Origin of the sequence: Natronorubrum marinum, assembly GCF_052040125.1 — an archaeon.
Taxonomy (GTDB): domain Archaea; phylum Halobacteriota; class Halobacteria; order Halobacteriales; family Natrialbaceae; genus Natronorubrum.
In genome coordinates this window covers 1,301,404-1,323,763 of record NZ_JBPPFV010000002.1, presented here as the reverse complement: position 1 = coordinate 1,323,763, position 22,360 = coordinate 1,301,404, and the positions used below count along the sequence as shown (strand labels likewise).

Here is a 22,360-nt window from a genome sequence, read left to right as displayed (position 1 = left end):
CCTCCCCGCGCACCGAGTAATAATCCTTTTGTGGTGTTCACACGACCCTCACGTATAGCCATGACCAATCTCGTGACGAACGTCGCCGAGAGTGTCGAGCAACGGCCGGACTCGCCGGCGGTCGTCTTCGACGACACCGAACTAAGCTACGAGCAGTTCTGGACACGTGCCGGACAGTTCGCCCGGGCACTCGAGAACTACGACATCGGTGCCGACGACCGCGTCGCGATCTACCTGCCGAACCTCCCGCAGTTCGTCACGGCGTTCCAGGGGACGCTGCGGGCCGGCGGGATCGTCGTCCCGATGAACCCGCAGTACAAGGCTCGAGAGATCTCCCACCTCCTCTCCGACAGCGGGGCGAAAGCCGTCGTCACGCTCTCGGCGAACGTTCCGGCAGTTGCCGAAGTCGTCGACGAAACCGACGTCGAGCAGGTCATCAGCGTGGGCGACGAGGTCGAGGATGCGACCGATTTCGAAGCGTTCCTCGCCGAGGACACCCTCGAGATCGTCGACCGCGCGGACGACGATATCGCCGTCCAGCCCTACACGAGCGGCACGACGGGGACGCCGAAAGGGGTCTTGCTCACCCACGACAACCTCGCGTGGACGGCGAAAGCGAACTCCGACCTGATCGGCGGCATCGACTCCGACGACAAACTGATCGGCACGCTGCCGCTGTTTCACATCTACGGCATGTCCGTCGTGATGAACGGGGCCCTGTTCAATGGCGCGGCCTACTACCCCGTCCCCGAGTGGGATTCCACCGAGGTCATGACGATGATCGAATCTGCGGGCATCACCGTCATGTTCGGCGTGCCGGCGATGTTCAACGACATGATCAACCACCCCGAGGCCGACGAGTTCGATCTCTCCTCGCTCCGGTTCGTCAACTCCGGGGGCTCGAGTCTGCCGATGGAAGTGCTCGAGCGCTTCGAGGAGCTCTTCGGCCCGACCCTCTACGAGGGCTACGGCCTGACGGAGACGAGTCCGACGACGCACGCGAACGGGCCCGGCACTCGCCGGAAGGGCAGCATCGGGAAGCCGTTCGACGGGATGGACGCGAAGGTGGTCGACGGGGATTTCGAGACGGTGACCCGGGTCGAGGAAGGACCGATCGACGAAGGCGAGACCGATCTGACCGAGATCACCGGCGAACTCGTCGTCTCCGGCCCCAACGTGATGGCGGGCTACTACGGCTTGCCCGAAGCCAACGAGGAGGCCTTTACCGAGGAGGGCGGTCAGACGTGGTTCCACACCGGCGACATCGGCTACTGGGACGAGGACGGCTTCTACTACGTCGTCGACCGCGAGAAGCACATGATCGTCACCGGCGGCTACAACGTCTACCCGCGCGAAGTCGAGGAGTTGCTGTTCGAACACGAGGATATCGCCGACGCCGCGGTCGTCGGCGTGCCGGACGACCGACGCGGCGAGACCGTCCAGGCCCTCGTCGTTCCCACGCCGGACGCCGAGACGACGCCCGAGGAGATCAAAGAGTACTGCCTCGAGAACATGGCCGCGTACAAACATCCACGCGAGGTCGAGTTCGTCGAGGAACTGCCCCGAACCACGACCGGCAAGGTCCAGAAGTTCAAGATCCGCGGCGAGGACGAGTAGCCCGCACGCTGTAAAACAGTGGGGAGTGGGACGGCTCGCTCGAGAGCACCATCGCCACACGGCTTACCACTGTAAATACAGAGGGGGAGCGGCTCGCTCAATATCGCAGCAGATGCTTCTCCACGCCGAACTTTGATTTACAACGTTCGAAATCAGTTGGCGATATGTTGCAACTGTTGAATACATCGAAGCTATTTTGGTACCGGACAACAACCGTGATATATGGCATTCACGCTGTCCGCCGAGCACGATGCGATTCGCGAGGCCGTTCGCGAGTTCGGTGAAAACGAGATGGCTCCGGTCGCGGAGGAGCACGACCGCGAGCACAAGTACCCCGAGGAGATCCGCAGAAAGGCCGCCGAGTACGACTTCGTCGCACCGAGCATCCCGATCGACTACGGCGGTGCCGGCATGGACAAGATCTCGAGCACCATCGTCACCGAGGAACTCTGGCGCGCGGACCCCGGTATCGGATCGGCCGTCGGCTCCGCCGGCTTCGGGACGAACATGATCATCGAGTTCGGCGACGAGTGGATGAAAGAGGAGTGGCTCCCCAAGGTCGCGGGCGGCGAAACCGCCTCCTGTTCGATGATCTCCGAGCCCGCACACGGCTCGAACGTCGCCGGCATCGAGACGGTCGCCGAGAAGGACGGCGACGAGTACGTCCTCAACGGCAACAAGATGTGGATCACCAACGGCACCGTCGCCGACGTCGGCGTCCTGATGGCCAAGACCAGCCCCGGCGAGGGCCACCGAGGGATCACCGCCTTCCTCGTCGAGATGGACCGCGACGGCGTCTCGACCGACAAGATCACCAACAAGCTCGGCATCCGCGCCTCCGACCTCGCCGAGGTCATCATCGACGACGTCCGCGTTCCGGAGGACAACGTCATCGGCGAAGTCGATAAGGGCTTCTACCAGCTGATGGAGTTCTTCGCCTCCGGCCGAACCAGCGTCGCCGCACAGGCCGTCGGCGCCGCACAGGGTGCTCTCGACGCCGCGATCGAGTACGCCAACGAGCGCGAGCAGTTCGACCAGAAGATCAAGGAGTTCCAGGCCATCGAGCACAAGCTCGCCGAGATGGCGACCAAGGTCGAAGCCGCCCGCTCGCTGACCTACCGCGCCGCCAGCCAGGTCGAGAAGAACAACCAGGACGTCGCCGCGCAGTACTCGAGCATGGCGAAGCTGTTCGCCTCCGAAATCTCCGTCGAAGTCGCCGACGAGGGCGTCCAGGTCCACGGCGGCTCGGGCTACGTCACGGACTACCCCGCTGAGCGCTACTACCGTGACGCTCGCATCACGAAGATCTACGAGGGCACCTCGGAGATCCAGAAGAACATCATCGCCGACCAGATCCTGTAGACCGGATCCCGAATCGATTCTGCCGTTTTTCTCGCCGAACAGCGGATCGTAGGTCGAGACTGCTCGAGCGCCGTCTCCCGCTCGAGCGTATCCCGTGATTCGACGGCCGGTGCTCAGTCGCAGTGCGCAAAAAACGGGCCTCGAGTCCCACCGAGCGCGGTTACTGCTCCGGAACTCGGAACTCCACGGCCGCGCCCTGCCCGTAGCCGACGCACATCGTCGAGAGCCCGAGTCCGCCGCCCTCGCGCTCGAGTTCGTGGATCAGCGAGACCGGCAGGCGGGCACCCGAGGCACCCAGCGGGTGGCCGATGGCGATGGCGCCGCCGTTGACGTTGAAGACGTCGTCGTCGAAGCCGAGTTCGTCCTGGCAGTACAGCGTCTGGCTGGCGAACGCCTCGTTGAGTTCGACGCGGTCGTAGTCTTCCGCGGAGCGACCGTTGCGCTCCCAGATGCCGCGGACGGCGGGGACCGGGCCGATTCCCATGACGGTTGGGTCGACGCCCGCCACGTTGTGATCCTCGATTTCGGCGCGGATCTCGAGGTCGTTGTCTTCGGCAAACTCCCGGCTCGTGAGCAGGACGCCCGCGGCCCCGTCCGAAACCTGCGAGGCGTTGGCGGCGGTGACGGTGCCGTCCTCTTCGAACGCCGGCGGAAGCCCCGAAATCTTCTCCGTCGTGGTGCCGGGACGCAGGCCCTCGTCTTCCTCGACGACCTGTTCGCCCGTGTCGATGGGGACGATTTCGTCGTCGAACTTGCCCGCTTCCGTGGCTTCGTTGGCGCGTTGCTGACTTCGCGCGCCGTACTCGTCTTGCCGGTCCCGCGAGATGTCGTACTCGCGGGCGACCTTCTCTGCGGTCTGGCCCATCTGGAGCCCCGCGGCGTCGTACTGCTCGGCGATGCCGTCGTAGGAGCCGATCCCCTTCCGACGCTCGTTGCGGGACATGTTCTCGACGCCGCCGGCGAGGATGACCTCGCGCTGGCCCGCCCGAATGGCGTCGCTGGCGCTCATGATCGCTTCGGCGGAGGACGCACAGAGTCGGTCGATGGTCGTCCCCGGAACCTCCTCGCCGAGGTCCGAGAGCAGGGCGATGACGCGCGCGATGTTGTTGCTCTGCTCGTTCACCTGCTTCGCACAGCCCCACCGGATGTCGTCGACGTCGTCGCCGCTGAGTCCGATTCGCTCGAGTATCGCGTTCACGAGCGGGACCGAAAGCTCTTCGCTGCCGGTTTCGGCGAAGACGCCGCCGTGTTTGCCCTGTGGAGTTCTGACTGCCTCGACGATCACTGGCTGCTGGTCGCTCATTGGTACTAAATGACTCGCGCTCCGAACCCAAAGTAGCTCCGTTCTTCGTCATTCGACCGTAGATCCGTGGTTCAGTGAGCGAGGAGTCAGCGAGACGCTCCGCGTCTCGCAGAGCAAGCACCGCAGGTGAACGACGGGAGCGAACCGAGGAGCACAGCGAGCCCCCGACTCGAGACTCTCGGGGCTTTCTGAGTATGACGAAACACCGAGCAGAAAACAACTGCTGGCGGCTAGGATTGCCACGTCCTCCCCAACCGATTCGCTCACTCACTTCGATCGTTCGCTCATCCCTCGCGCAATTTCGTCGATCGTCCTTCGCTGTCGCTCAGGGGCGATCGACAGCGCGCGCCACGTGGGCTGATTCGACTCGAGCAATGAAATACCGGTTCAGGTGCGTACTGACGCCGTTTGTTCGAAAGGGAACGCTTTTGATAGTTTCTGCAGTGGCTCCACGTATGCAAGTCACAGTTCTGGGAGCCGGAAGCATGGGACACGGGATCGCGCAGGTGTCGGCGATGGCGGGCCACGACGTGATCCTGCGGGACATCGAGGCGGAGTTCGTCGAGAACGGGCTCGAGGGCATCCGAAACAACCTGCAGGGCGGCGTCGACCGAGATAAACTGAGCGAAGAGGAGATGGAGGCGACCCTCGAGCGCATCGAGGGGACGACCGACCTCGAGGCGGCCGTCGAGGACGCCGACCTCGTCGTCGAGGCCGTGCCGGAGGATATGGACCTCAAAAAGGAGGTTTTCGCAGACGTCGAGGACGCCGCGAGCGAGGACACCGTCATCGCCTCGAACACGTCCTCGCTGTCGGTGACGGAGATGGCCAGCGCGCTCGAGCACCCCGAGCGCGCCGTCGGGCTGCACTTCTTCAACCCGCCTCACATCATGGATCTGGTCGAGATCATCATCGCCGAGCAGACCGACGACCGAACGGAGCAGTTCGCCGTCGACTACGTGCGGGGAATCGAGAAGGAGGACGTCGTCGTCCGCGACACGGCCGGGTTCGCGACCTCGCGACTGGGGATCGCGCTCGGCCTCGAGGCGATTCGGATGGTCGAGCAGGGCGTCGCCAGCCCCGCAGACATCGATGAAGGGATGGAAATCGGCTACGGGCATCCGATGGGGCCCCTCGAGCTGACCGATCACGTCGGCCTCGACGTCCGACTGCACATTGCCGAACACCTCCGCGAGGAACTGGGCGAGCGGTTCAAACCGCCCCAGTCGCTGCGACGGAAGGTCCGTGCGGGCAATCTCGGCAAGAAGACCGGCGAGGGCTACTACGTCTGGGAGGACGGCGAGCGCGTCGGCACGAGCGGCGAATAGGGTGACGACTGAGCCCCGACGGTCGCCGGTCAGTATCGTTCACTCGTCGGTGGCGGACTCGGCGCGACAAAGACATATAACAGCTGATTAGTACACAAATATATCGGTATCTAGACTATTTCGCCGAACGATATCGATGACCGGTCAGGTTTGCAATGGACGACCGTCAGATCTCCGAATATTCCGACCTGAGCGGCGCTTTGAGACGAAATTTCGTTGTGGCCGCCGACTCCACGCACCGATTCGGACCCAGTTCGAATCCCGATAGAATTTGACCTCAGCGGGCGATTCAGGCACTGTACTGCTCTACTGGTAGTCATGTCGTGAGCGACTGCGTTTCTTCCGAGAATCAATCTCTAATATTCATATATTTTGAAAACACATATACTGAATCTGATATTAGACTTACAATTCGGTCTCCCGTCGGTGAAGCGGCAGTGCTCGAGCGGGTGGTGGCCGCTCGCTAATCCCGATATCGACGCCCCAACTAGTAAGGGGCGTCGCTTGTTAGCGCTGACCACCAAGAACGCCTGCCGTTCGTCACCCGAACGGTGGCCCCGGGGGCGTCCGTGGGAAAACGACGGGGCCGTTTCCACTCGATCACCACCAGATTGCATCCCCAACGGGCGATCGGAGCCTCGAGATCCGCTCCGATCGGCCAGTCGGTTCGTCGAACCAGCAGCCGACTCCCCCGTTACCACGCCCTTCGAGAGACGGACACCAATCGCTCGAGCGACCCGTAAACTCGCGAACGGCCAGCCGGCATCGCGAATCAGTGTCGGACACCGATATAATTCGTCCGTAGCGGCCGCGCTTCCGTCCGGACGCAACCGAGGAGTCTGCAATATCGACGACTGAGCGGTTGGCTAATGCCGGACGCTTTTAGCCGTCTGTGCGTTAGTACGCGGTATGTCTCTGGAGCCGAGCGCCGACCCGGCCGCCGACCGACGCGCGAACTACGATTATCGGAGCGACGACGTCGATCGTCCGGCGCTGGTCGATGACCTCGAGACCCTCGTCGACTGCGAGGTCCGCGCGGACTCCTACTCCCGCGAACTGTACGCGACCGACGCGAGCCCCTACGAGCTGACGCCGATCGCGGTCGCGTTTCCGGAGTCGACGGCCGACGTCACCGGCATCGTCGACTACTGCGCCGAACGCGAGATTCCGGTGCTCCCGCGGGGCGGCGGAACGAGTCTCGCCGGACAGACGGTCAACCGCGCCGTGGTGCTCGACTTCTCGCGGCACATGAACGAGATCCTCGAGATCAACCCGAACGAGCGGACGGCGACGGTCCAGCCCGGGACGATCCTCGGGACGCTGAACGAGGCGCTTTCCACCCACGACTTGAAGTTCGCGCCCGACCCCGCGTGGGGCGACAAGAGCGCCATCGGCGGCGCGATCGGCAACAACTCGACGGGCTCGCACTCCCTGAAGTACGGCAAGACCGACGCCTACATCGAGGAGGTCGAAGCCGTCCTCTCCGACGGAACCGTGACCACGTTCGGCGAGGTCACGCTCGAGAAAATCTCCGATCGCGCCGATTCGGACGGCGACCTCGAGGGCCGTATTTACGCCGAAGTCGACAGGATTCTCGAAGAAGAGGGCAACCTGATCGAGGAGGCCTATCCCGACCTGAAACGCAACGTCTCGGGGTACAACCTCGACCGACTCGTCGCGGAGGCTCGCGGAAAAACGATGCCGGGGGGTGAAGACACCGGCGAACCCGGCACCGTCAACCTCGCGCGCTTGCTGGCCGGCAGCGAGGGGACGCTCGCCATCGTCACCGAGGCGACGGTCTCGCTCGAGCCCATCCCCGAGACGAAAGCCGTCACCCTGCTGTGTTATTCGGACCTTCACGACGCGATGCGGGACGTCGAGCCGATCCTCGCCCACGACCCGTCCGCGGTGGAGGTACTCGACGACGTGTTGATTGATCTGGCCCGCGACACGGCGGAGTTCGGGCCGGTTACCGAGATCCTCCCCGACGGGACGAACGCCGTCCTGCTCGTCGAGTTCTACGCCGAGGACGCGGATCACGGGAAAGAGCAGGTGGCGGGCCTGCTCGCTGACCGCTTTCCGTCGGCGACACCGACCGGGGTGCCGTCCGCGGACGCGCCGCAAACGGAGGCCGAAACGCTCGCCATCGAGGCGCTCGAGGCCTACGAGAAAGAAGAACGGGCACAGCTCTGGAAGCTCCGCAAGTCCGGGCTCCCGATCTTGCTCTCGCGGACGACCGACGAGAAACACATTTCGTTCATCGAGGATACGGCGATCCCGCCGGCCCAGCTTCCGGAGTTCGTTGAGGGCTTCGAGTCGATCCTGGAGGACCACGACACCTACGCCGCGTTCTACGCCCACGCGGGGCCCGGCGTCCTCCACATCCGCCCGCTGGTGAACACGAAGTCCGAGATCGGCATCGATCAACTCCACGGCATCGCGGACGCCGTCACCGACCTCGTGGTCGAATTGGGGGGGAGCGTCTCGGGCGAACACGGCGACGGCCGCGCCCGAACCCAGTGGAACCAGAAGCTCTACGGCGACGACCTCTGGCGGAGCTTCCAGGACCTGAAGACGGCGTTCGACCCCGACTGGCTCTTGAATCCGGGACAGGTCGTCTTCCGGGAGGACGATCCGACAGACCTGCGCGAACACCTGCGATTCGATCCCGATTACGAGTTCGAGGCCGGCTTCGAACCCGAACTCGTCTGGGAAAACGATAACGGGATGCAAGGAATGGTCGAACTCTGTCACGGCTGTGGCGGCTGTCGTGGCGAACAGGAGACGACCGGCGGCGTGATGTGTCCGACCTTCCGCGCGAGTCGCGAGGAGATCACGACCACTCGCGGGCGGGCGAACGGACTCCGGCAGGCGATGAGCGGCGATTTAGAGCCCGGCGAGGCCTTCTCCGACGAGTTCGTCGAGGAGGTGATGGGGCTGTGTATCGGCTGTAAGGGCTGTGCCATCGACTGTCCGAGCGAGGTCGACATGGCGAAGCTCAAGGCCGAAGTGACCCACGAGTACCACCAGCGCAACGGCTCGACGCTTCGGGATCGGCTCTTCGCGAACGTCGCGACGCTCTCGGCGTGGGGCTCGCGTCTCGCGCCGCTCTCGAACACCGCGTCGAAGCTCCCCGGGGCGCGAAAGGTTCTTGAGGCAACGATGGGAATCGACTCGAGTCGCTCGCTGCCGACGTTCCACGCGAACACGTTCCGGGACTGGTTCGAAAAGCGAGGCGGCGCACAGATTAGCGAGCAGGAGGCCGACCGCAGGGCGGTGGTCTACCCCGACACCTACACGAACTACAACCACCCCGCGGCCGGGAAGGCCGCCGTTCGCGTCCTCGAGGCCGCGAACGTCCACGTCACGGTGCCCGACGAACTCGGCGATACGGGTCGGCCGGCGTACTCGAAGGGCTTCCTCGAGACGGCCCGGGAGACGGCCCACGAGAACGTCTCGAAGCTCGCCCCGCTCGTCGAGGACGGCTGGGAGATCGTCGTCATCGAGCCCTCGGACGCGGTCATGTTCCAGCTCGATTACGGCGACCTGCTCACGGACGAGCGCGTGGTGCAGGTGGCAGGCGCGACCTACGGCGTCTGCGAGTATATCGATGCCTTCCGTCTGGACGAGGAGATCGCCTTCGACGCTGACGCCGCTGGAGAGGCGCTCACCTACCACGGCCACTGCCACCAGAAGGCGACCCGGAAGGACCACCACGCGGTCGGCGTCCTGCGGCGGGCGGGTTACGCTGTCGAGCCGCTCGACTCGGGCTGTTGTGGGATGGCCGGCTCCTTCGGCTACGAGGCCGAGCACGCCTCGATGAGCGACGCCATCGCCTCGATCCTGTACGAGCAGGTCGACGAGAGCGACGGCGAGCGCGTCGTCGCCCCCGGCGCGTCCTGCCGAACCCAACTCGAGAACCGCCCCGGCGCGACCGAGGAGCCGCCGACGCCGATCGAGTTCGTCGACGCGGCGCTCGAGTGAGGTAAGGAGTCGAACGAGACGGTTCGGCGCGGATCTCGAGTCGTGGCTCGTCGCCGACTCGATCGTCGCCGATGAGTGACTCGGATGCGCCACGGGCGGACCGATCGATGCAGACGCGGAGTTACCGGTACCAGCGGTCGACGGCGAGGATTCCGCTCCCGAGAGCGAGTAATCCGACCGCAATAGTTACAACCGGCGTATCACACCGGTTTACGCCGCCGTCTGGCGAGTAGGCGACCCATCCCAGATAGAACTCGTAGTACTCGAACCCACCCGGCGGCTCGGTACCGCTGTAGCCGACGTCAGTGCAGGACGAAAGCGGCAACTCGGGAACGGAGAGTACAATGAAAATCGCTAGAAGCCCGCCGCTCAGTAGAAATCCGGTTGCGATCTGCGTCCGTCGACTCGCCATAGGTTGTACCAGTTTCTCGACGAGTATAGTTGGTTCGATGACACCCCCGTGCGCCGTTCGCTCGAGAGCGGACGGACGACGCTACCGGGGGGAGTCGGGTGTGTCAGTATCGAGTGCCTCGAGTGCCTCCGTCCCCACGTGAATCGTTCGCCGACCCGTCGGCGCCTGCGTGATGAGGGCGCCGGCGGAGAAGTCGGGACTCCCCTCGTCGTCGTAGAGTTCGCCGGGACCTCGCCCGATCCGGACGGACTCCCGAATCGCGAACGTCGCCTCCCGGACGGCGTCGTCGCGGTTCTCGGCCGCAGCGACGTTCTGGTACTCGAGGTCCTCGTCGCGAGCTTCGAGTCGCTCGAGGACGCGGTCGACGTGTTCGGCGGCAGTGTCGGCGTTGTAGATGTAGGTCAGAACGCGCATGGTCGGGGTACGACGCCGCCGTCCTTGAACGCCGTAGTCTTCGCGTGGAACGGCGATTTCGGGTGCGTCGTCGGCACGATACGGGCCGCGAACTCTCACGGATGCGTAATCGAGGAATATGATACCACACAGAAAATTTTTAGTTACGGACTCGAGAGCATACACCAATACCCCTCCATGAGTCTCCGGTTGCGGATCTGTGCCGTCCTCGCGGTATTCGTCGGGATGAACGCCCTGTTCGTGTTCGCGCTCCTGTGGGCCTACGGCGTGTTGCTGCCCAGCGTCGTCGGTGGTGCCATCGTGTTGCTCCAGCACGGGACCGTCAGCGTCGACCTCGTCCGCCTGCCCGTCTCGTGGGCGACGTCTCTGGTGTTGGTCGCCGGGTTTCTGGCGGCGCAGGCGTATTACGGCTATCGGCGCGTGCTCTCGGGCACGAGCGGCGCTGACGGTGACGAATCGCACGCGGTCGCGCGAACGGTGCGACGACTGGCGATGACCGTCGACGTCCCCGAACCGGCCGTTCGGGTCGTCGACGACGAGGCGGCGAGTTGCTACACCATCGGTCGGCTGACCGACGCGACGATCGTCGTCACGACGGGCCTGATCGACCGACTGGATGCCGACGAACTGGAAGCGGTCCTCGCCCACGAGATCGCCCACATCGCCAACCGCGACGTGACGCTGATGACGATCACGACGCTGTTTCTGGAGATCGCCGACCGAACGTATCACGCCGCGCGGCTCGCACGGCGGGCGGTTTACGATCGGCGCGCGCTGTCGAGTCAGGGGCGGGTCGCGCTACAGTGGTTTCTCCCGCTGGTCGTGCTGACGTACGTCCTCGTTGCACCCGTGATCTGGCTGTTCCCGATCGTCGCCGACTGGGCGACCCGGACGCTCTCGCAGACGCGAGAGTTCGCAGCCGACGGTGCGGCGGCCCGAATCACGGGCGCGCCGCTGGCGCTCGCAACCGCGCTGGTGACGCTCGCCGAGACGACGGAAACCCCGGCGACGGACCTTCGGCGGGCCAGAACCCGCGCTCTGTGTATCATCCCCTCGGAACTCGTTACGGGCCGCGACACGGCCTCGCTGCCCACGATTCGGCGACCGACCCCGTCCGAGCAGCGCCGCGAACGGATCGCCGCGTGGCTCGAGGGGAGCACGCCCGCGTTCCGCGAGTCGGTCGATTCGGCCGACACGCATCCGCCGGTGGCGCAACGGGTGCGGCGACTCTCCGCTATCGCGACCGAACTGGAGGGCGTATCGTGACGGGAACGCGTCGACTGCTGTTCGCCCTCGGCTGCATGTGCTGTCTGCTCGTCGTCGCCAGCGCGTTGCCCGCAGCCGATCCCCGACTCGAGTCGCCGGGGTCTGCGGACGGTGGGACGTCCGCCGGCGACTGGGAGTCCGTCGCGCCCTCGCCGAACCCCACCGATGACCTAACCGATATCGACGCCGATCGGGACGACGACGGCGGTCCCGACGACCGCTCGCGCGGTATCGAGATCGAAGGCGATCTCGAACCGGGGAACGACGTCACGGTCTCGTTCGACATCACCGGTCCTTTCAACGAGAAATCGGTCGAAGTGAACGGCGACCCGGTCGGGGAGACGGAGTTCGGCTCGATCAGCGTCGTCGTCCCCTACGCGGAGGAGATGAACGTAACGGTCCCCGACACGAACCAGTCGCGGACGGTCGACGTCGAGACGACGGCGACGATCGAACCCGACGACGGGGCCGTACCGGCTCGCGACCTCGAGGTGGCCGTCGCGGTCGGTTCGACGCCCGTCTCCGACGCGACGGTCTTCCTCGACGGCGAATCCGTCGCGACCACCGACGAGGACGGGACGGCGACGGTCCCGCTTCCCGACGCGGCCCGTCCGGTCGACCTCCGCGTCGAACGGGGGCCCGTCGAGGGCGAACGCACCGTCGACGTCGCCGAACCGGCGATCGAATTCACCTCCCCGTTCCTGTTTCCGGGCTCCCCCGCACCCGTTCAGGTGTCGGCCGACGGGGCCGCCGTCCCGGACGCGACGGTGTCACTCGAGCGCGGCGGGTCGACGACGACCGACGACAGCGGCCAGACGCGAGTGTGGCTGCCGATCGACGACGCGGCGACGGTCTCCGTCGAGGTCGGCGAGGAAACCGCGACGGCGAGCGTCGAGAACCTCTACCTCCGGTTGACGGCGCTGGTCGTGTTCGGGCCCGGATTTCTCATCGGCGGGGCGGTGACGTATCTGCGCTTCGCCGCCACCCGCGAGCACCGTCGCAATCGCCTCCCGACCGGGATCTTCGTCGGACTCGCGGATCTGCTCGCGGGGCTTTCGGATGTACTGGGACGGCGCGCGAATCCGTTCAGCCAGTTCCGACTGCCGTCGATATCGTCGATACCGATGCCGTCGGTCTCGATTCCGCGTCCCGGCATCGGCGGCGGGCTTCGCTCGTTCGGCACCGCCCTCTCGTCGCTCGGCACCGCGTTCGGGACGCTGCCGTCGGTCGGCTCGCTCCTCCGCGGGCCGACCCGATCGGAGAACGCCGTCGGGTCGCTGTTCCGCGACCGATTCGGGTCCGACGACGAGCGCGAGGACGCGGCCGATCGCGACCGTCCGCAACTGGCAGACGAACCGCTCGCACCCCGCGGCCCGCGCGCGGAGGTCCGAACGGCGTGGCACGCGTTCCTCGATCGACTGGGCGTCGAGAGGCGGGAGACGCGGACGCCGGGGCAGGTAGCCCGCGACGCGCTCGCCGCGGGATTCCCGGCCGCGAGCGTGTCCCGGCTCGTCTCGATCTTCCGCGACGTCGAGTACGGCGGTCGCGACCCGTCGCCGGACCGCGTCGAAGCGGCGCGGGCCGCGGCGGACGACTTGATCGACCACGAGGCCGATTCGGACGAGGGCGAGGAGGGATCTGAATGAGCGGACGTCGCCGACCGATCACCGGCTCGTGGCGCGACCTGACCGGTCGGATCGCCTCGGTCGATCCCGAGCGCGTCGCCGTCGCGCTTGTCGCGGGCGGCGTCACGCTGGCGGCCGGAACGGTGCTGTTCGGCGGGTTCGTCCCGTTCGGGGGACCGTTCGCCGATCTGTTGTATCCGCTCGCGGTCCTGCTTCCGGCGATCGGCGTCGCAATCGTGATCGCCGCGCTCTGGTGGGCGTGGGGGAGCGCCCGGTCGACCGTCCCGACGATGGTCGAGGGCCCGCCGCCCGAAGCCGCCACGACCCGTACCGAGCGGCAGGTCGGCCGCGAGACGAGATGGCGACTCGACACCGCGGCTCGCGGCTGGTATCGGTGTCGGACGAACGACGGGACCGCGGCGGTCCACGAGCGCCTCGCCGAGGGTGCAGTTCGCGTCGTCAGCACCGGACGCGGACTCGAGTCCGAGGCGGCTCGCGAGGCCGTCCGTACGGGGACGTGGACCGATGATCCGGTCGCCGCGGCGTTTCTCGCGGACGATCTGGGCCAGCCGATCCCCGAGCGACTGCGCGGCGCGGTCGATCCCGGTGCGGCCCATCACCGTCGCGTGCGGCGCACGCTCGAGGCGATCGACGCGGTCGAGGCCGGAACGCGCGCGGCCGATCGGCAGGGGGCGGACCCGTGAGCGAGCGCGAAATCGACCGACTCGGCCGCGGCGAGTGGGGACTCGTCGTCGCGTTATCGCTCGCGGGGACCGGTCTCGTCGTCGGCAGCCAGCTGCTCGTCGCCGCTGCCACGGTGCCCCTGTGGTACGTCGTCGCCGCGGTCGTCGGGACCCGGCAGGACGCGACGGTGCGTCTCCGGCGGGAACTCGCCGTCGACGACGGTGCCGAGGGCGAGTCAGGCGGTTTGGACACCGGGGCGGACGACTGCTCCGGCGACCCCGGCGACACCGTCGCGGTGCGAACGACCGCCCGGAACGTCGGCTCGGAGCCGATCGTCGATCTGCGCGTCGTCGACGGCGTTCCGGAGACGCTGTCGGTGGTCTCGGGGTCGCCCCGGGCGTGCGTTACCCTCGAGCCGGGTGCGGAGGCCACCGTCGAGTACGCGGTCGAACTGTGTCGCGGCGAGCACGCGTTCGACGACGCGACGATCCGGACCCGCGATCTCACGGGGACGGTAGCGGAGACGTGGACGGCGGACGTGGCCGGCGACGAGACGGTCCGCTGTTCGCCGCCCGTCGAGACGGTGCCCCTCGGCGGCGGGACGAACGATTACGCCGGCGAGGTGCCGACCGACGAGGGCGGCAGCGGCGTCGAGTTCTACGCCGTCCGGGAGTACCAGTCGGGCGATCCGGTTGGCGCGATCGACTGGCGTCGGTACGCCGGCACGCGGGAGCTGGCAACCGTCGAGTACCGGGCCGAGCGGGCGACCCGGATCGTCTGCGTCGTCGACGCCCGATCCAGCCAGTTTCGCGCGGCGACGACCGGACAGCTTCCGGCGATCGAACTCTCGGGCACCGCCGCCGAACGGACCCTCGAGACGCTCGTGGCGGGGGGCCATCCGACCGGCGTCGTCGGCGTTCACGACCGCCAGCTATCGACCGTTTCACCGGGGGCCGATCCGACGACGCGACGGCGCGCGGTGGACCTGCTGCGCGCGACGTGGGGAGACGACTCCGTCGGCACGACCAGCGCCCGAACGCGACAGGGGGACCCGTTCGAGACCCTGCCCCAGCTACTCCCCGGCGAGGCCCAGGTGTACCTGTTTTCCTCGTTCGTCGACGACGCGCCGGCCGAACTCGTCGAGGCGCTCCGGGCGCGCGGCTACGCCGTCCGCGTCATTTCGCCCGACGTCACCGGTGGCGACGACGTCGCGACGCGACTAGACGCGCTCGATCGACGGAATCGGCTCGCCCGCGTCCGGGCGACCGGCGCTCGCGTCGTCGACTGGCACCTCGAGCGACCGCTCGGGCTGGTGTTGCACGATGCCATCGGGGAGGCGGGTGATCGATGAGCGTCGACGAACGGCTCCCGTCGACGACGGCGCGAGCGATCGTGTTCGCCGCAGTCGTCGGCGCGCTCGCGCTGACCGTACACGATCCGATTGCGGCCGTCGGTATCGTGGCCGGCCTCGCGCTCGCGGCGACGATACGCGGGTTTGCAGGCTCGTTCTGGCGCGTGACGGTCGCGTCGGCGGTACTTCCAGCGGTCGTCCTCGGGGTGGTCGCTGCCTTCGGGAGCGCAACCGGGACCCTCGGTATCGTCCTGTTGCTCGTGGGAACGGTCGTCGGGGTCGCCCTCGGGCACATCGACGCGGCGTGGCCGACGCAGTCCGTGGTGCTGCGTACGGGAACGGCCGCGCTGTTCGCTGGGATAGCCGCCTGTATCGCCGTTGTTCTCCTGTTCTGGACGGCGACGATCGGCGGTATCCAGCCGATGCTCGAGGCGGTGCTGTGGGCCACCGGCCACGGTATCGCCGGCCTGCTCGGTTGGATCGTCGTCGCCGGCCTCCTCCTGGCCGGCGGCCTGCTCGTCGTCCCCTCGGCTGCGTTCACCGAACCGCGACGCCGGGACGTACACGTTGCGCTGCGAAGACTGCTGCTCTGGCGGCTCGTGATCGGCGTGATCCTGCTGCTCGTCGTGCTCGTGCTGACGGCGCTGGTCGCCGCGTTCGTGCCACCGATCCAGTCGCTCCTCGAAGGGATCGCTGGCAGTACCGTCGTTCGCGGACTGATCGTCGTGATAGCTGTTTCGGGGGCTGTGCTCACCGTTCTTGGCGCTGTCGCCCGGAACTCGTGGTACCGAACGGACGAGCGAGGGAACGCCGTCGTCGCGGTCGTCGTCGGATCCGCGTTCGGGGTCGGAGCGTCCGCTGTGGCAGCTGGTATCGGTACTCGCGCCGGTCCGATCGGATCGGGCGACGCCGCGATGCTGTTCGGGGCGACGGCGGTCGTTCTCGGGGGCGGATGGTTCGTGCTGTGGTGGTACGCCAAAACGATGGAGACGGTCGGCACCCCCGATCCCGCGAGCGCGATCGCCGCCGGGCTCGCGGTCGGTGTCGTCGCTATCGCCACGAGTACCGACCCGGCCGCCACGGGGGTCGAGGCAGCCCGGACGGCCGTGCCGTCGCTCGTCGCACTCGCGGCGGGGCTGTTCGCGTACGACGTCGGCCGTTACGGGCGGGTTCTCGAGCGAGAGATCGGCTCGGCGGGCGCGTCGCGACGGCCACAGCTCGCCCGGATCGGCTGGAGCGGTGTCGTCGCAACGGTCACCGTTCCCGTCGCCGCAGGCGGGTTGTGGCTGGCGACGGTCGTTTCTCCGACGCTGTCGGTGCCGGCGACGGCGGGGGTCCTCACTGCCGTCGTGACGATCGCCGTCGGCGCGCGGTTACTGCTCCGGTGAGGGCGGCTTCATCGACGGAACGTCGACGTCGTCCAGTACGGACTCGATCACTGCGCGACGAGCGGTTCCCTGAACGCTCGCTTCGGGATGCAAGACGAGTCGATGAGCGAGCGCGGGGCCGGCGATTCGGGTGACGTCGTCGGGTACCACGTAGTCTCGGCCGTCGAGGACGGCCGCCGCCCGACTCGCTTCGAACAGCCGCTGGACGCCTCGCGGCGAGACGCCGATATCGACGCGACCGTCCCGGCGCGTGGCCCGACAGACCTCGCCGATGTAGTCGCGGACCGGGCCGTCGACGGTAATCGATTCGGGGACGCGTTGCAGTTCGAGGACCGCCTCGCGGTCGACGACCGATTCGACGGTCGGATCCGGTCGGTCGCGGTCCGCGCGACGGTTGATCAGTTCGCGCGTTCCGTCCGCGTCGGGGTAGCCGAGCGAGGTCTTCATCATGAATCGGTCGCGCTGGGCCTCCGGCAGTTCGAACGTCCCCTCCTGCTCGACCGGGTTCTGCGTCGCGATGACGACGAACGGGTCGGGGAGCTCGTGCGTCTCGCCGTCGACGGTTACCTGTCCCTCCTCCATCGCTTCTAGCAGCGCGGACTGGGTCTTCGGCGGCGCGCGGTTGATCTCGTCGGCCAGGACGACGTTCGCGAACACGGGTCCGGGAGTAAAGCGGAACTCGCCCGTGTCCTCCTCGAACACGTACGATCCGGTGACGTCCGCGGGCATGAGATCGGGCGTAAACTGGATGCGAGAGAACTCGAGGCCGAGTGCAGTGGCGAACGAACGGGCCGTCAGCGTCTTGCCCGTTCCGGGGACGTCCTCGAGCAACACGTGGCCACGGGCGAGCAATCCAGCGGTGACTTCCTCGAGGACGGTTCGGTCGGCGACGACCGCGGAGAGGATCTCGTCGACGACGGCTTCCGCGGTCGTCGCAGCGTCGGGGACTGACATACCGAGTATCCGTTCCTCCGAGAACTTATAGTTCTCGAGAGATCGACACGTGACGACTCGCGGTCGGGTTCGGGCCGCCCTATCGTCCCGGTTACCGCCTGTCGTAGGCTGTTTCGTGGTCCCCGTTGAGGACGAACGCCCCCTCCTTCGGCGTCCGTTTCGTGACGGTTGCGGCGCGCAGAGCGGAGGTCGTGAGCACGGCGGAGGTCGTGAGCACAGTGTAGGGACCCAACGCGATGGTGTCGGTTCCACGGGTCGTTCGGCTCACACTGTCCGATGGCTACGTTTCGGTCGTGCCGGCTTCCTCCCCGAGCCGATCGTAGTTGTCGTCGATGACGTCGACGACCGCGAGTAACGCGCCGAGGATGACGGGGCCGAAGAACAGGCCCATGATGCCGAACGCGTAGACCCCGCCGAGAACGCCGAGGATGATGATCGCGGGGTTGATCTCGGCGTAGCGGTCGACGACGATCGGTCGCAGGTAGTCGTCCGAGACCCCGACGATGATGGTGCTGTAGATCGCCAGTGCGACCGCGAGGACCGGTTCGCCGGTCAACAGGAGGTAGCCGACGGCGGGTCCCCAGACGAGGAACGCGCCGATCAGCGGGATGAGCGCGAGGATCACCATGACGAACGTCCAGAACGCGGCGTTCGGAACCCCGGTCGCGAACAGCCCCAGCCCGGCGATGACGCCCTGGACGACCGCGATCAGCACGTGACCGGCCAGCACCGCCCACATGACTTCCGAGAGTTCGGTGTAGAGTTCGTCCTGAACGTCCTCGGGAAGCGGCGTCATCTCGTGGAGCCAGGTCATCAGGTCGTCACCCTGCTTGAGCAGGTAGTAGAGCACGAAGAGCATGAGCCCGAGTCCGATCAGGGCGTGGGTGAGCGCGCTGAACCACGCGGTCGTCTGCTCGAGCACTATCGTGCCGATCTGTTCGGCCGAGCCAGCCAGTTGCTCCGTGATGTCGACCTCGTATCCCGTCTCCGCTGCGATCCGGTCCTCGATATCCGCCAGTTGCAGCGCTTCGGGGTCGATACTCTGGAGCAGGTTCGCGACGTCGTCGGCGACCGCCACCGCGACGATGACGAACGGGACGATGAACCCGATCACCGCGAAGAGCACGAGCGCGAGCGCAGCGATGGTCGACGAGACGTAGGTCTCGAGACGACCCTGGAGCGGATAGAGGACGAATCCGATGAGGATGGCACCGAGGACGTACTGTGCGAACGGCGCGACGAGCTGCCACGATAGGTACGCGAAGATGAGAAAGAGCGCCAGGAGATAGCCTCTACTCAGGTTCACAGCGGTTTCGACCACGACCTATCGGATAAAACTGAACCAGACATATCCAGCGTCGGGACTGTCGTACTCACTCGTCACACGTCTTCAAGGGTCTGGTACGCTAACATACCACTGAATGTCGACCCAGCTCGATCCCCTCTCCCTCTCGGCGGATCTGCTGTACGCGGTCAAGACCGAGGGCGATACCGACTGGTTGCAAGACCACCTCGCGACGCTCGAGCAGGCCCACCTGAAACGGGCGCTTACCAGCCGTGAAGGGAAACTCGCCTTCTGGCTCAACTGTTACAACGCCTACGCGCAGTTGCTCCTCGAGGCGGATCCGTTGACCCTCGAGGGGAGTCTGCTTCAGCGCTGGAAGTTCGTCTCCCGGGATCGGATCCCGATCGGGGGCGTCTGGCTGAGTCTCAACGATATCGAACACGGGCTGCTTCGGCGTTCGAAACACCCCTGGGGGCTCGGCTATCTCCCCCGACTGTTCCCCTCGTCGTTCGAACGAGAGTTTCGACTGTCCGCGTGCGATCCGCGGATCCACTTCGCGATCAGTCACGGCGCCGAGCACTGTCCGCCGGTGACGGTCTACTCGCCGACCGACGTCGACGCGGAGTTAGATATCGCCGTCGAATGGTTCCTAGAGGAGAACGTCGGATACGACCCGGAGGGCGACGTCGCCACCATTCCGCGACTGTTCCGGCGCTACCGCGGCGACTTCGGCGGCGCGCGCGGCATTATCGAGTTCCTCCGGGAGTACAACGCGATTTCGGCCGGTGCGAGACCGTCGCTCGAGTACGAGAAGGCCAGCGGGCCGCCTGACCTCGAGTTCGACGTCGAACTCGAGGAGCTTCGGCCCTGAGCGTCAGTCCGAGAGATCCTCGATACTCGCGGCCGGTGCCGTGTCCATGACGCTTCGTGCGGCGCGTTTGGCGTTCGACCGGGAGGTGTAGCCCTCGCCGCTGTCGGCGACGATGTTCCCGTTCCAGTGAACCAACCGCCAGCGCCACTCGCCGGCGCGGTCCTCGTAGATCTCGAACCGTCCGGTTCGACCGCTCCGTTCTCCCGCCCGTACCGTGACCGTGTCCTCGTCCGACTCGGACTCGACGTATTCGTCGTCGCTCTCGCCGTCCTCGTCGTCGCTTCCGCTCGCTTCTTCGCCGCTCCCATCTTCCTCGTCATCCGCGCTATCGGAGACCACGCTGCCGTGCTCCTCGAGTCGAACGCTCGAGCCGTCGGCGTCGTCCCACTCGAGTTCGACCTCCAGTTCCGCGACGGGCGGTTCGGCGTCGGCGTCGCGTTCGACCTCGAACTCCGCGATTAGCCGCTGTGGGATCGTGACGGTGGCGGTTCGCTCGCCGTCGGTCAACTGCAGCGGCTGGTCGTCCGTCAGTGCGGACACGAACTCGCGAAAGACCGCGGCGAGTTCGTCTCGGTCGTACGCGCGCTCGAGTTCGAACTCGTCGTCGAACTCGTCGTCATCGTCGTCGGTCGAATCGGCCATACGTCGTCTTCGACGGCCAACGGGTTAGTGGTTGAGGTGGCGTTGGACGGCTGGGTCCCGCCCGTTGGACGCCCCGCTCTTCCCGTCCACCCGCGGAGCCGGTGCGTTTTTGTCGTCGCGCTGTCTTCGCTCGCTCGTGACTTCCCGCGACTGGCAGGCCGACCGGCGAGCCGTCTTCGACCGAGACGACCACACGTGTCGACACTGTGGCGCGGTCGGCGATGCGACCGATCCGACGGACTGCAGAACACACCCCGTCGGTGCCCCGCCGCTCGACGGGACGGTCCACGAGAGCGCGCTCGTGACCGTCTGTACCGACTGTTTCGTGTCACTTTCGTCCTCGCCTTCCGTAGACCGCTCGAGTACGTCCCTCGAGCCACTGACGTCGCGGGAGACCCTCTTCGATCACGTCCGGGAGACGACCCGAACTCAGGGCGGGGCGATCGCGGACGCCGCTTCGTTCGCGTCGCTCGCGACCTCGCTTCCGACGACGCTCGCCGGGGCCGAAACCGCCGGCGAGCCCGCAACTGATGACACCGGTGCGGAGTATCGCCGGCTCCGTCGGGACGTCCTGCTCGCGATCGACATCGCCGATGCACAGCTCGAGCGCCTCGGGTCGATCGATGAATCGGCGTTCGACGCCGACGTTCGGTCGTCCGTCGATGCGTTCGCGGCCTCGGCGACCGACCTGCAGTCGACGCTCCGGACCGTCGTGGATCGGTCCGAAACGGTCCTCGCCGGCCTCGGGCGCTGTCACGGCTGCTTCGACGCGCTCGAGGGCGATCGGTGTTCGACCTGCCGACTCGAGGCTCGCGAGACGGCCGACTGGGAGCGAGCGGACGGGGAGATGGCGCTCGAGCGGCTCTTCTCGGCGATCAACGACGAGTTGCAGGATGCGTCCACGACGACTGAAGCGCTGACGGATCGGGCGACGGCGCTCGCAGCACGGCTTTCCGACGACTGAGACGCCTGTTTTTCGAGGAGTGTCTGGAATCGAGCGGACGCTATCGGACGGCGTTTCGACGAAAAACCGCGCGTTTGAAGCAGAGACGAGCGACCGCTACAGTTGGGTCGTGGCCTCGAGCGCGATATCGATCGCGCGGCCGACGTTGTTCTTCGCCTTGTCCGGCAGTTCGTCGTCCTCCGTGTCGGTGCCTTTCTGGGTGCCCTCGACGAGGTTGCCGTCGACGGTACAGATCGCGCCGGCGCGCAGGCCCTTCCGTCGGGCCAGCGAGAAGACCGCCGCGGCTTCCATCTCGACCGAGAGGAGCCCGGCGGCTTCCCAGTCGTCGACGGCGTCGTCGGACTCGGCGTAGTAGGCGTCGTCCGAAGCGATGGGGCCGACGTGGACCTCCTCGTTGTTTGCCTCCGCAGAGTCGACCAACGCCGACAGCACGTCGTAGTCCGGGACGGCGGGGTACTCGACGGCCTCGTAGCGCTTCGAGGTCCCCTCGTTCTTCGCGGCGCCGGTCGCGACGATCATGTCGCCGATCTCGATGTCCGACTGGAGCGCGCCGGTGGTTCCGACGCGGATGAAGTTCTCGACGCCGACGTTCGCGAGCTCCTCGACGGCGATGGCCGCGGAGGGACAGCCGATTCCGGTCGAGCAGATCGTCAGCTCCTGGCCCTCGTAGGTCGCGTTGACGACCTTGTACTCGCGGTTTTCGGCGATCGTTTCGTGCTCGTCGCAGTGGCTTGCGATTCGGTCGACGCGACCGGGATCGCCCGGAATGAGAACCCGATCGGTCAGATCGTCGTCGTCTACCAGCAGGTGCGGTTGCGTTGCCATACCCTTCCGTTTCCGCGGCGGCGAGAAAAAAGGTTCGAGGACGGGTCCCGAGTTCGTCGTCCCGGCGACCTGCGCCACTCCCGTC

At 66.4% G+C, this 22,360-nt stretch carries 19 protein-coding genes; 11 read left to right on the top strand and 8 right to left on the bottom strand.

Annotated features, from left to right (window positions below):
* Positions 1–60 precede the first annotated feature (60 nt).
* Positions 61–1,617, top strand: a complete 1,557-nt coding sequence (locus ACSFC5_RS16275; RefSeq protein ID WP_440766283.1) for a long-chain-fatty-acid--CoA ligase — start codon at positions 61–63, stop codon at positions 1,615–1,617.
* A gap of 222 nt (positions 1,618–1,839) precedes the next feature.
* A complete protein-coding gene (locus tag ACSFC5_RS16270; protein WP_440766282.1) occupies positions 1,840–2,979 on the top strand; it encodes an acyl-CoA dehydrogenase family protein in 1,140 nt (379 codons plus the stop codon).
* Positions 2,980–3,139: 160 nt separating this feature from the next.
* Here the strand turns inward: ACSFC5_RS16270 and ACSFC5_RS16265 are convergent, their stop codons facing one another.
* Positions 3,140–4,282, bottom strand: a complete 1,143-nt coding sequence (locus ACSFC5_RS16265; RefSeq protein ID WP_440766281.1) for a thiolase family protein — start codon at positions 4,280–4,282, stop codon at positions 3,140–3,142.
* A 455-nt stretch (positions 4,283–4,737) separates the two neighbouring features.
* Between ACSFC5_RS16265 and ACSFC5_RS16260 the strand changes: the two genes are divergently transcribed.
* Entirely contained in the window at positions 4,738–5,610 is an 873-nt protein-coding gene (locus tag ACSFC5_RS16260; RefSeq protein ID WP_440766280.1) for a 3-hydroxyacyl-CoA dehydrogenase family protein, read from the top strand.
* A 909-nt stretch (positions 5,611–6,519) separates the two neighbouring features.
* Positions 6,520–9,594: an FAD-binding and (Fe-S)-binding domain-containing protein gene (locus tag ACSFC5_RS16255; RefSeq protein ID WP_440766279.1), complete on the top strand. Its 3,075-nt coding sequence runs from the start codon at positions 6,520–6,522 to the stop codon at positions 9,592–9,594.
* A gap of 121 nt (positions 9,595–9,715) precedes the next feature.
* Here the strand turns inward: ACSFC5_RS16255 and ACSFC5_RS16250 are convergent, their stop codons facing one another.
* Both ACSFC5_RS16250 and ACSFC5_RS16245 read right to left on the bottom strand, forming a co-directional pair.
* Positions 9,716–10,006, bottom strand: a complete 291-nt coding sequence (locus ACSFC5_RS16250; protein WP_440766278.1) for a hypothetical protein — start codon at positions 10,004–10,006, stop codon at positions 9,716–9,718.
* A gap of 81 nt (positions 10,007–10,087) precedes the next feature.
* On the bottom strand, positions 10,088–10,420 hold the full coding sequence (locus ACSFC5_RS16245; RefSeq protein ID WP_440766277.1) for a hypothetical protein: 333 nt from the start codon (positions 10,418–10,420) through the stop codon (positions 10,088–10,090).
* A gap of 177 nt (positions 10,421–10,597) precedes the next feature.
* Between ACSFC5_RS16245 and ACSFC5_RS16240 the strand changes: the two genes are divergently transcribed.
* Genes ACSFC5_RS16240 through ACSFC5_RS16220 form a run of 5 tightly spaced genes read left to right on the top strand, consistent with a single transcriptional unit; the run spans position 10,598 to position 16,734 of the window.
* Positions 10,598–11,686, top strand: a complete 1,089-nt coding sequence (locus ACSFC5_RS16240; protein ID WP_440766276.1) for a M48 family metallopeptidase — start codon at positions 10,598–10,600, stop codon at positions 11,684–11,686.
* Positions 11,683–13,332, top strand: coding sequence for a DUF4129 domain-containing protein (locus ACSFC5_RS16235; RefSeq protein ID WP_440766275.1), 1,650 nt, complete (start codon positions 11,683–11,685; stop codon positions 13,330–13,332). Before ACSFC5_RS16240 ends, ACSFC5_RS16235 begins: the two co-directional genes overlap by 4 nt.
* Positions 13,329–14,015: a DUF7269 family protein gene (locus ACSFC5_RS16230; RefSeq protein ID WP_440766274.1), complete on the top strand. Its 687-nt coding sequence runs from the start codon at positions 13,329–13,331 to the stop codon at positions 14,013–14,015. The genes ACSFC5_RS16235 and ACSFC5_RS16230 overlap by 4 nt, the downstream gene beginning before the upstream one ends.
* A complete protein-coding gene (locus ACSFC5_RS16225; protein WP_440766273.1) occupies positions 14,012–15,346 on the top strand; it encodes a DUF58 domain-containing protein in 1,335 nt (444 codons plus the stop codon). The genes ACSFC5_RS16230 and ACSFC5_RS16225 overlap by 4 nt, the downstream gene beginning before the upstream one ends.
* Positions 15,343–16,734 carry a hypothetical protein gene (locus ACSFC5_RS16220; protein ID WP_440766272.1) on the top strand — a complete coding sequence of 464 codons (1,392 nt, stop codon included), beginning with the start codon at positions 15,343–15,345 and terminating at the stop codon, positions 16,732–16,734. Before ACSFC5_RS16225 ends, ACSFC5_RS16220 begins: the two co-directional genes overlap by 4 nt.
* Here the strand turns inward: ACSFC5_RS16220 and ACSFC5_RS16215 are convergent.
* From ACSFC5_RS16215 to ACSFC5_RS16205, 3 genes are all read right to left on the bottom strand, one after another.
* Positions 16,720–17,688, bottom strand: a complete 969-nt coding sequence (locus ACSFC5_RS16215) for an AAA family ATPase (protein WP_440766271.1) — start codon at positions 17,686–17,688, stop codon at positions 16,720–16,722. The two genes, ACSFC5_RS16220 and ACSFC5_RS16215, sit on opposite strands and share 15 nt — an antisense overlap.
* 91 nt (positions 17,689–17,779) lie before the next feature.
* Positions 17,780–17,956 carry a hypothetical protein gene (locus tag ACSFC5_RS16210; RefSeq protein WP_440766270.1) on the bottom strand — a complete coding sequence of 59 codons (177 nt, stop codon included), beginning with the start codon at positions 17,954–17,956 and terminating at the stop codon, positions 17,780–17,782.
* 12 nt (positions 17,957–17,968) lie between these two features.
* Positions 17,969–18,994, bottom strand: a complete 1,026-nt coding sequence (locus ACSFC5_RS16205) for an AI-2E family transporter (protein WP_440766269.1) — start codon at positions 18,992–18,994, stop codon at positions 17,969–17,971.
* Between the two features lie 115 nt (positions 18,995–19,109).
* Here ACSFC5_RS16205 and ACSFC5_RS16200 point away from each other — a divergent pair, with 115 nt between their 5' ends.
* Complete coding sequence (locus ACSFC5_RS16200) at positions 19,110–19,844, top strand: DUF547 domain-containing protein (protein ID WP_440766268.1); 735 nt, start codon at positions 19,110–19,112, stop codon at positions 19,842–19,844.
* 3 nt (positions 19,845–19,847) lie between these two features.
* Here the strand turns inward: ACSFC5_RS16200 and ACSFC5_RS16195 are convergent, their stop codons facing one another.
* Positions 19,848–20,486, bottom strand: a complete 639-nt coding sequence (locus ACSFC5_RS16195) for an amphi-Trp domain-containing protein (RefSeq protein ID WP_440766267.1) — start codon at positions 20,484–20,486, stop codon at positions 19,848–19,850.
* Between the two features lie 136 nt (positions 20,487–20,622).
* Between ACSFC5_RS16195 and ACSFC5_RS16190 the strand changes: the two genes are divergently transcribed.
* Entirely contained in the window at positions 20,623–21,450 is an 828-nt protein-coding gene (locus ACSFC5_RS16190) for an HNH endonuclease (protein WP_440766266.1), read from the top strand.
* A gap of 96 nt (positions 21,451–21,546) precedes the next feature.
* Here the strand turns inward: ACSFC5_RS16190 and ACSFC5_RS16185 are convergent, their stop codons facing one another.
* Positions 21,547–22,275, bottom strand: coding sequence for a guanosine phosphorylase (locus tag ACSFC5_RS16185; RefSeq protein ID WP_440766265.1), 729 nt, complete (start codon positions 22,273–22,275; stop codon positions 21,547–21,549).
* Positions 22,276–22,360 lie beyond the last annotated feature (85 nt).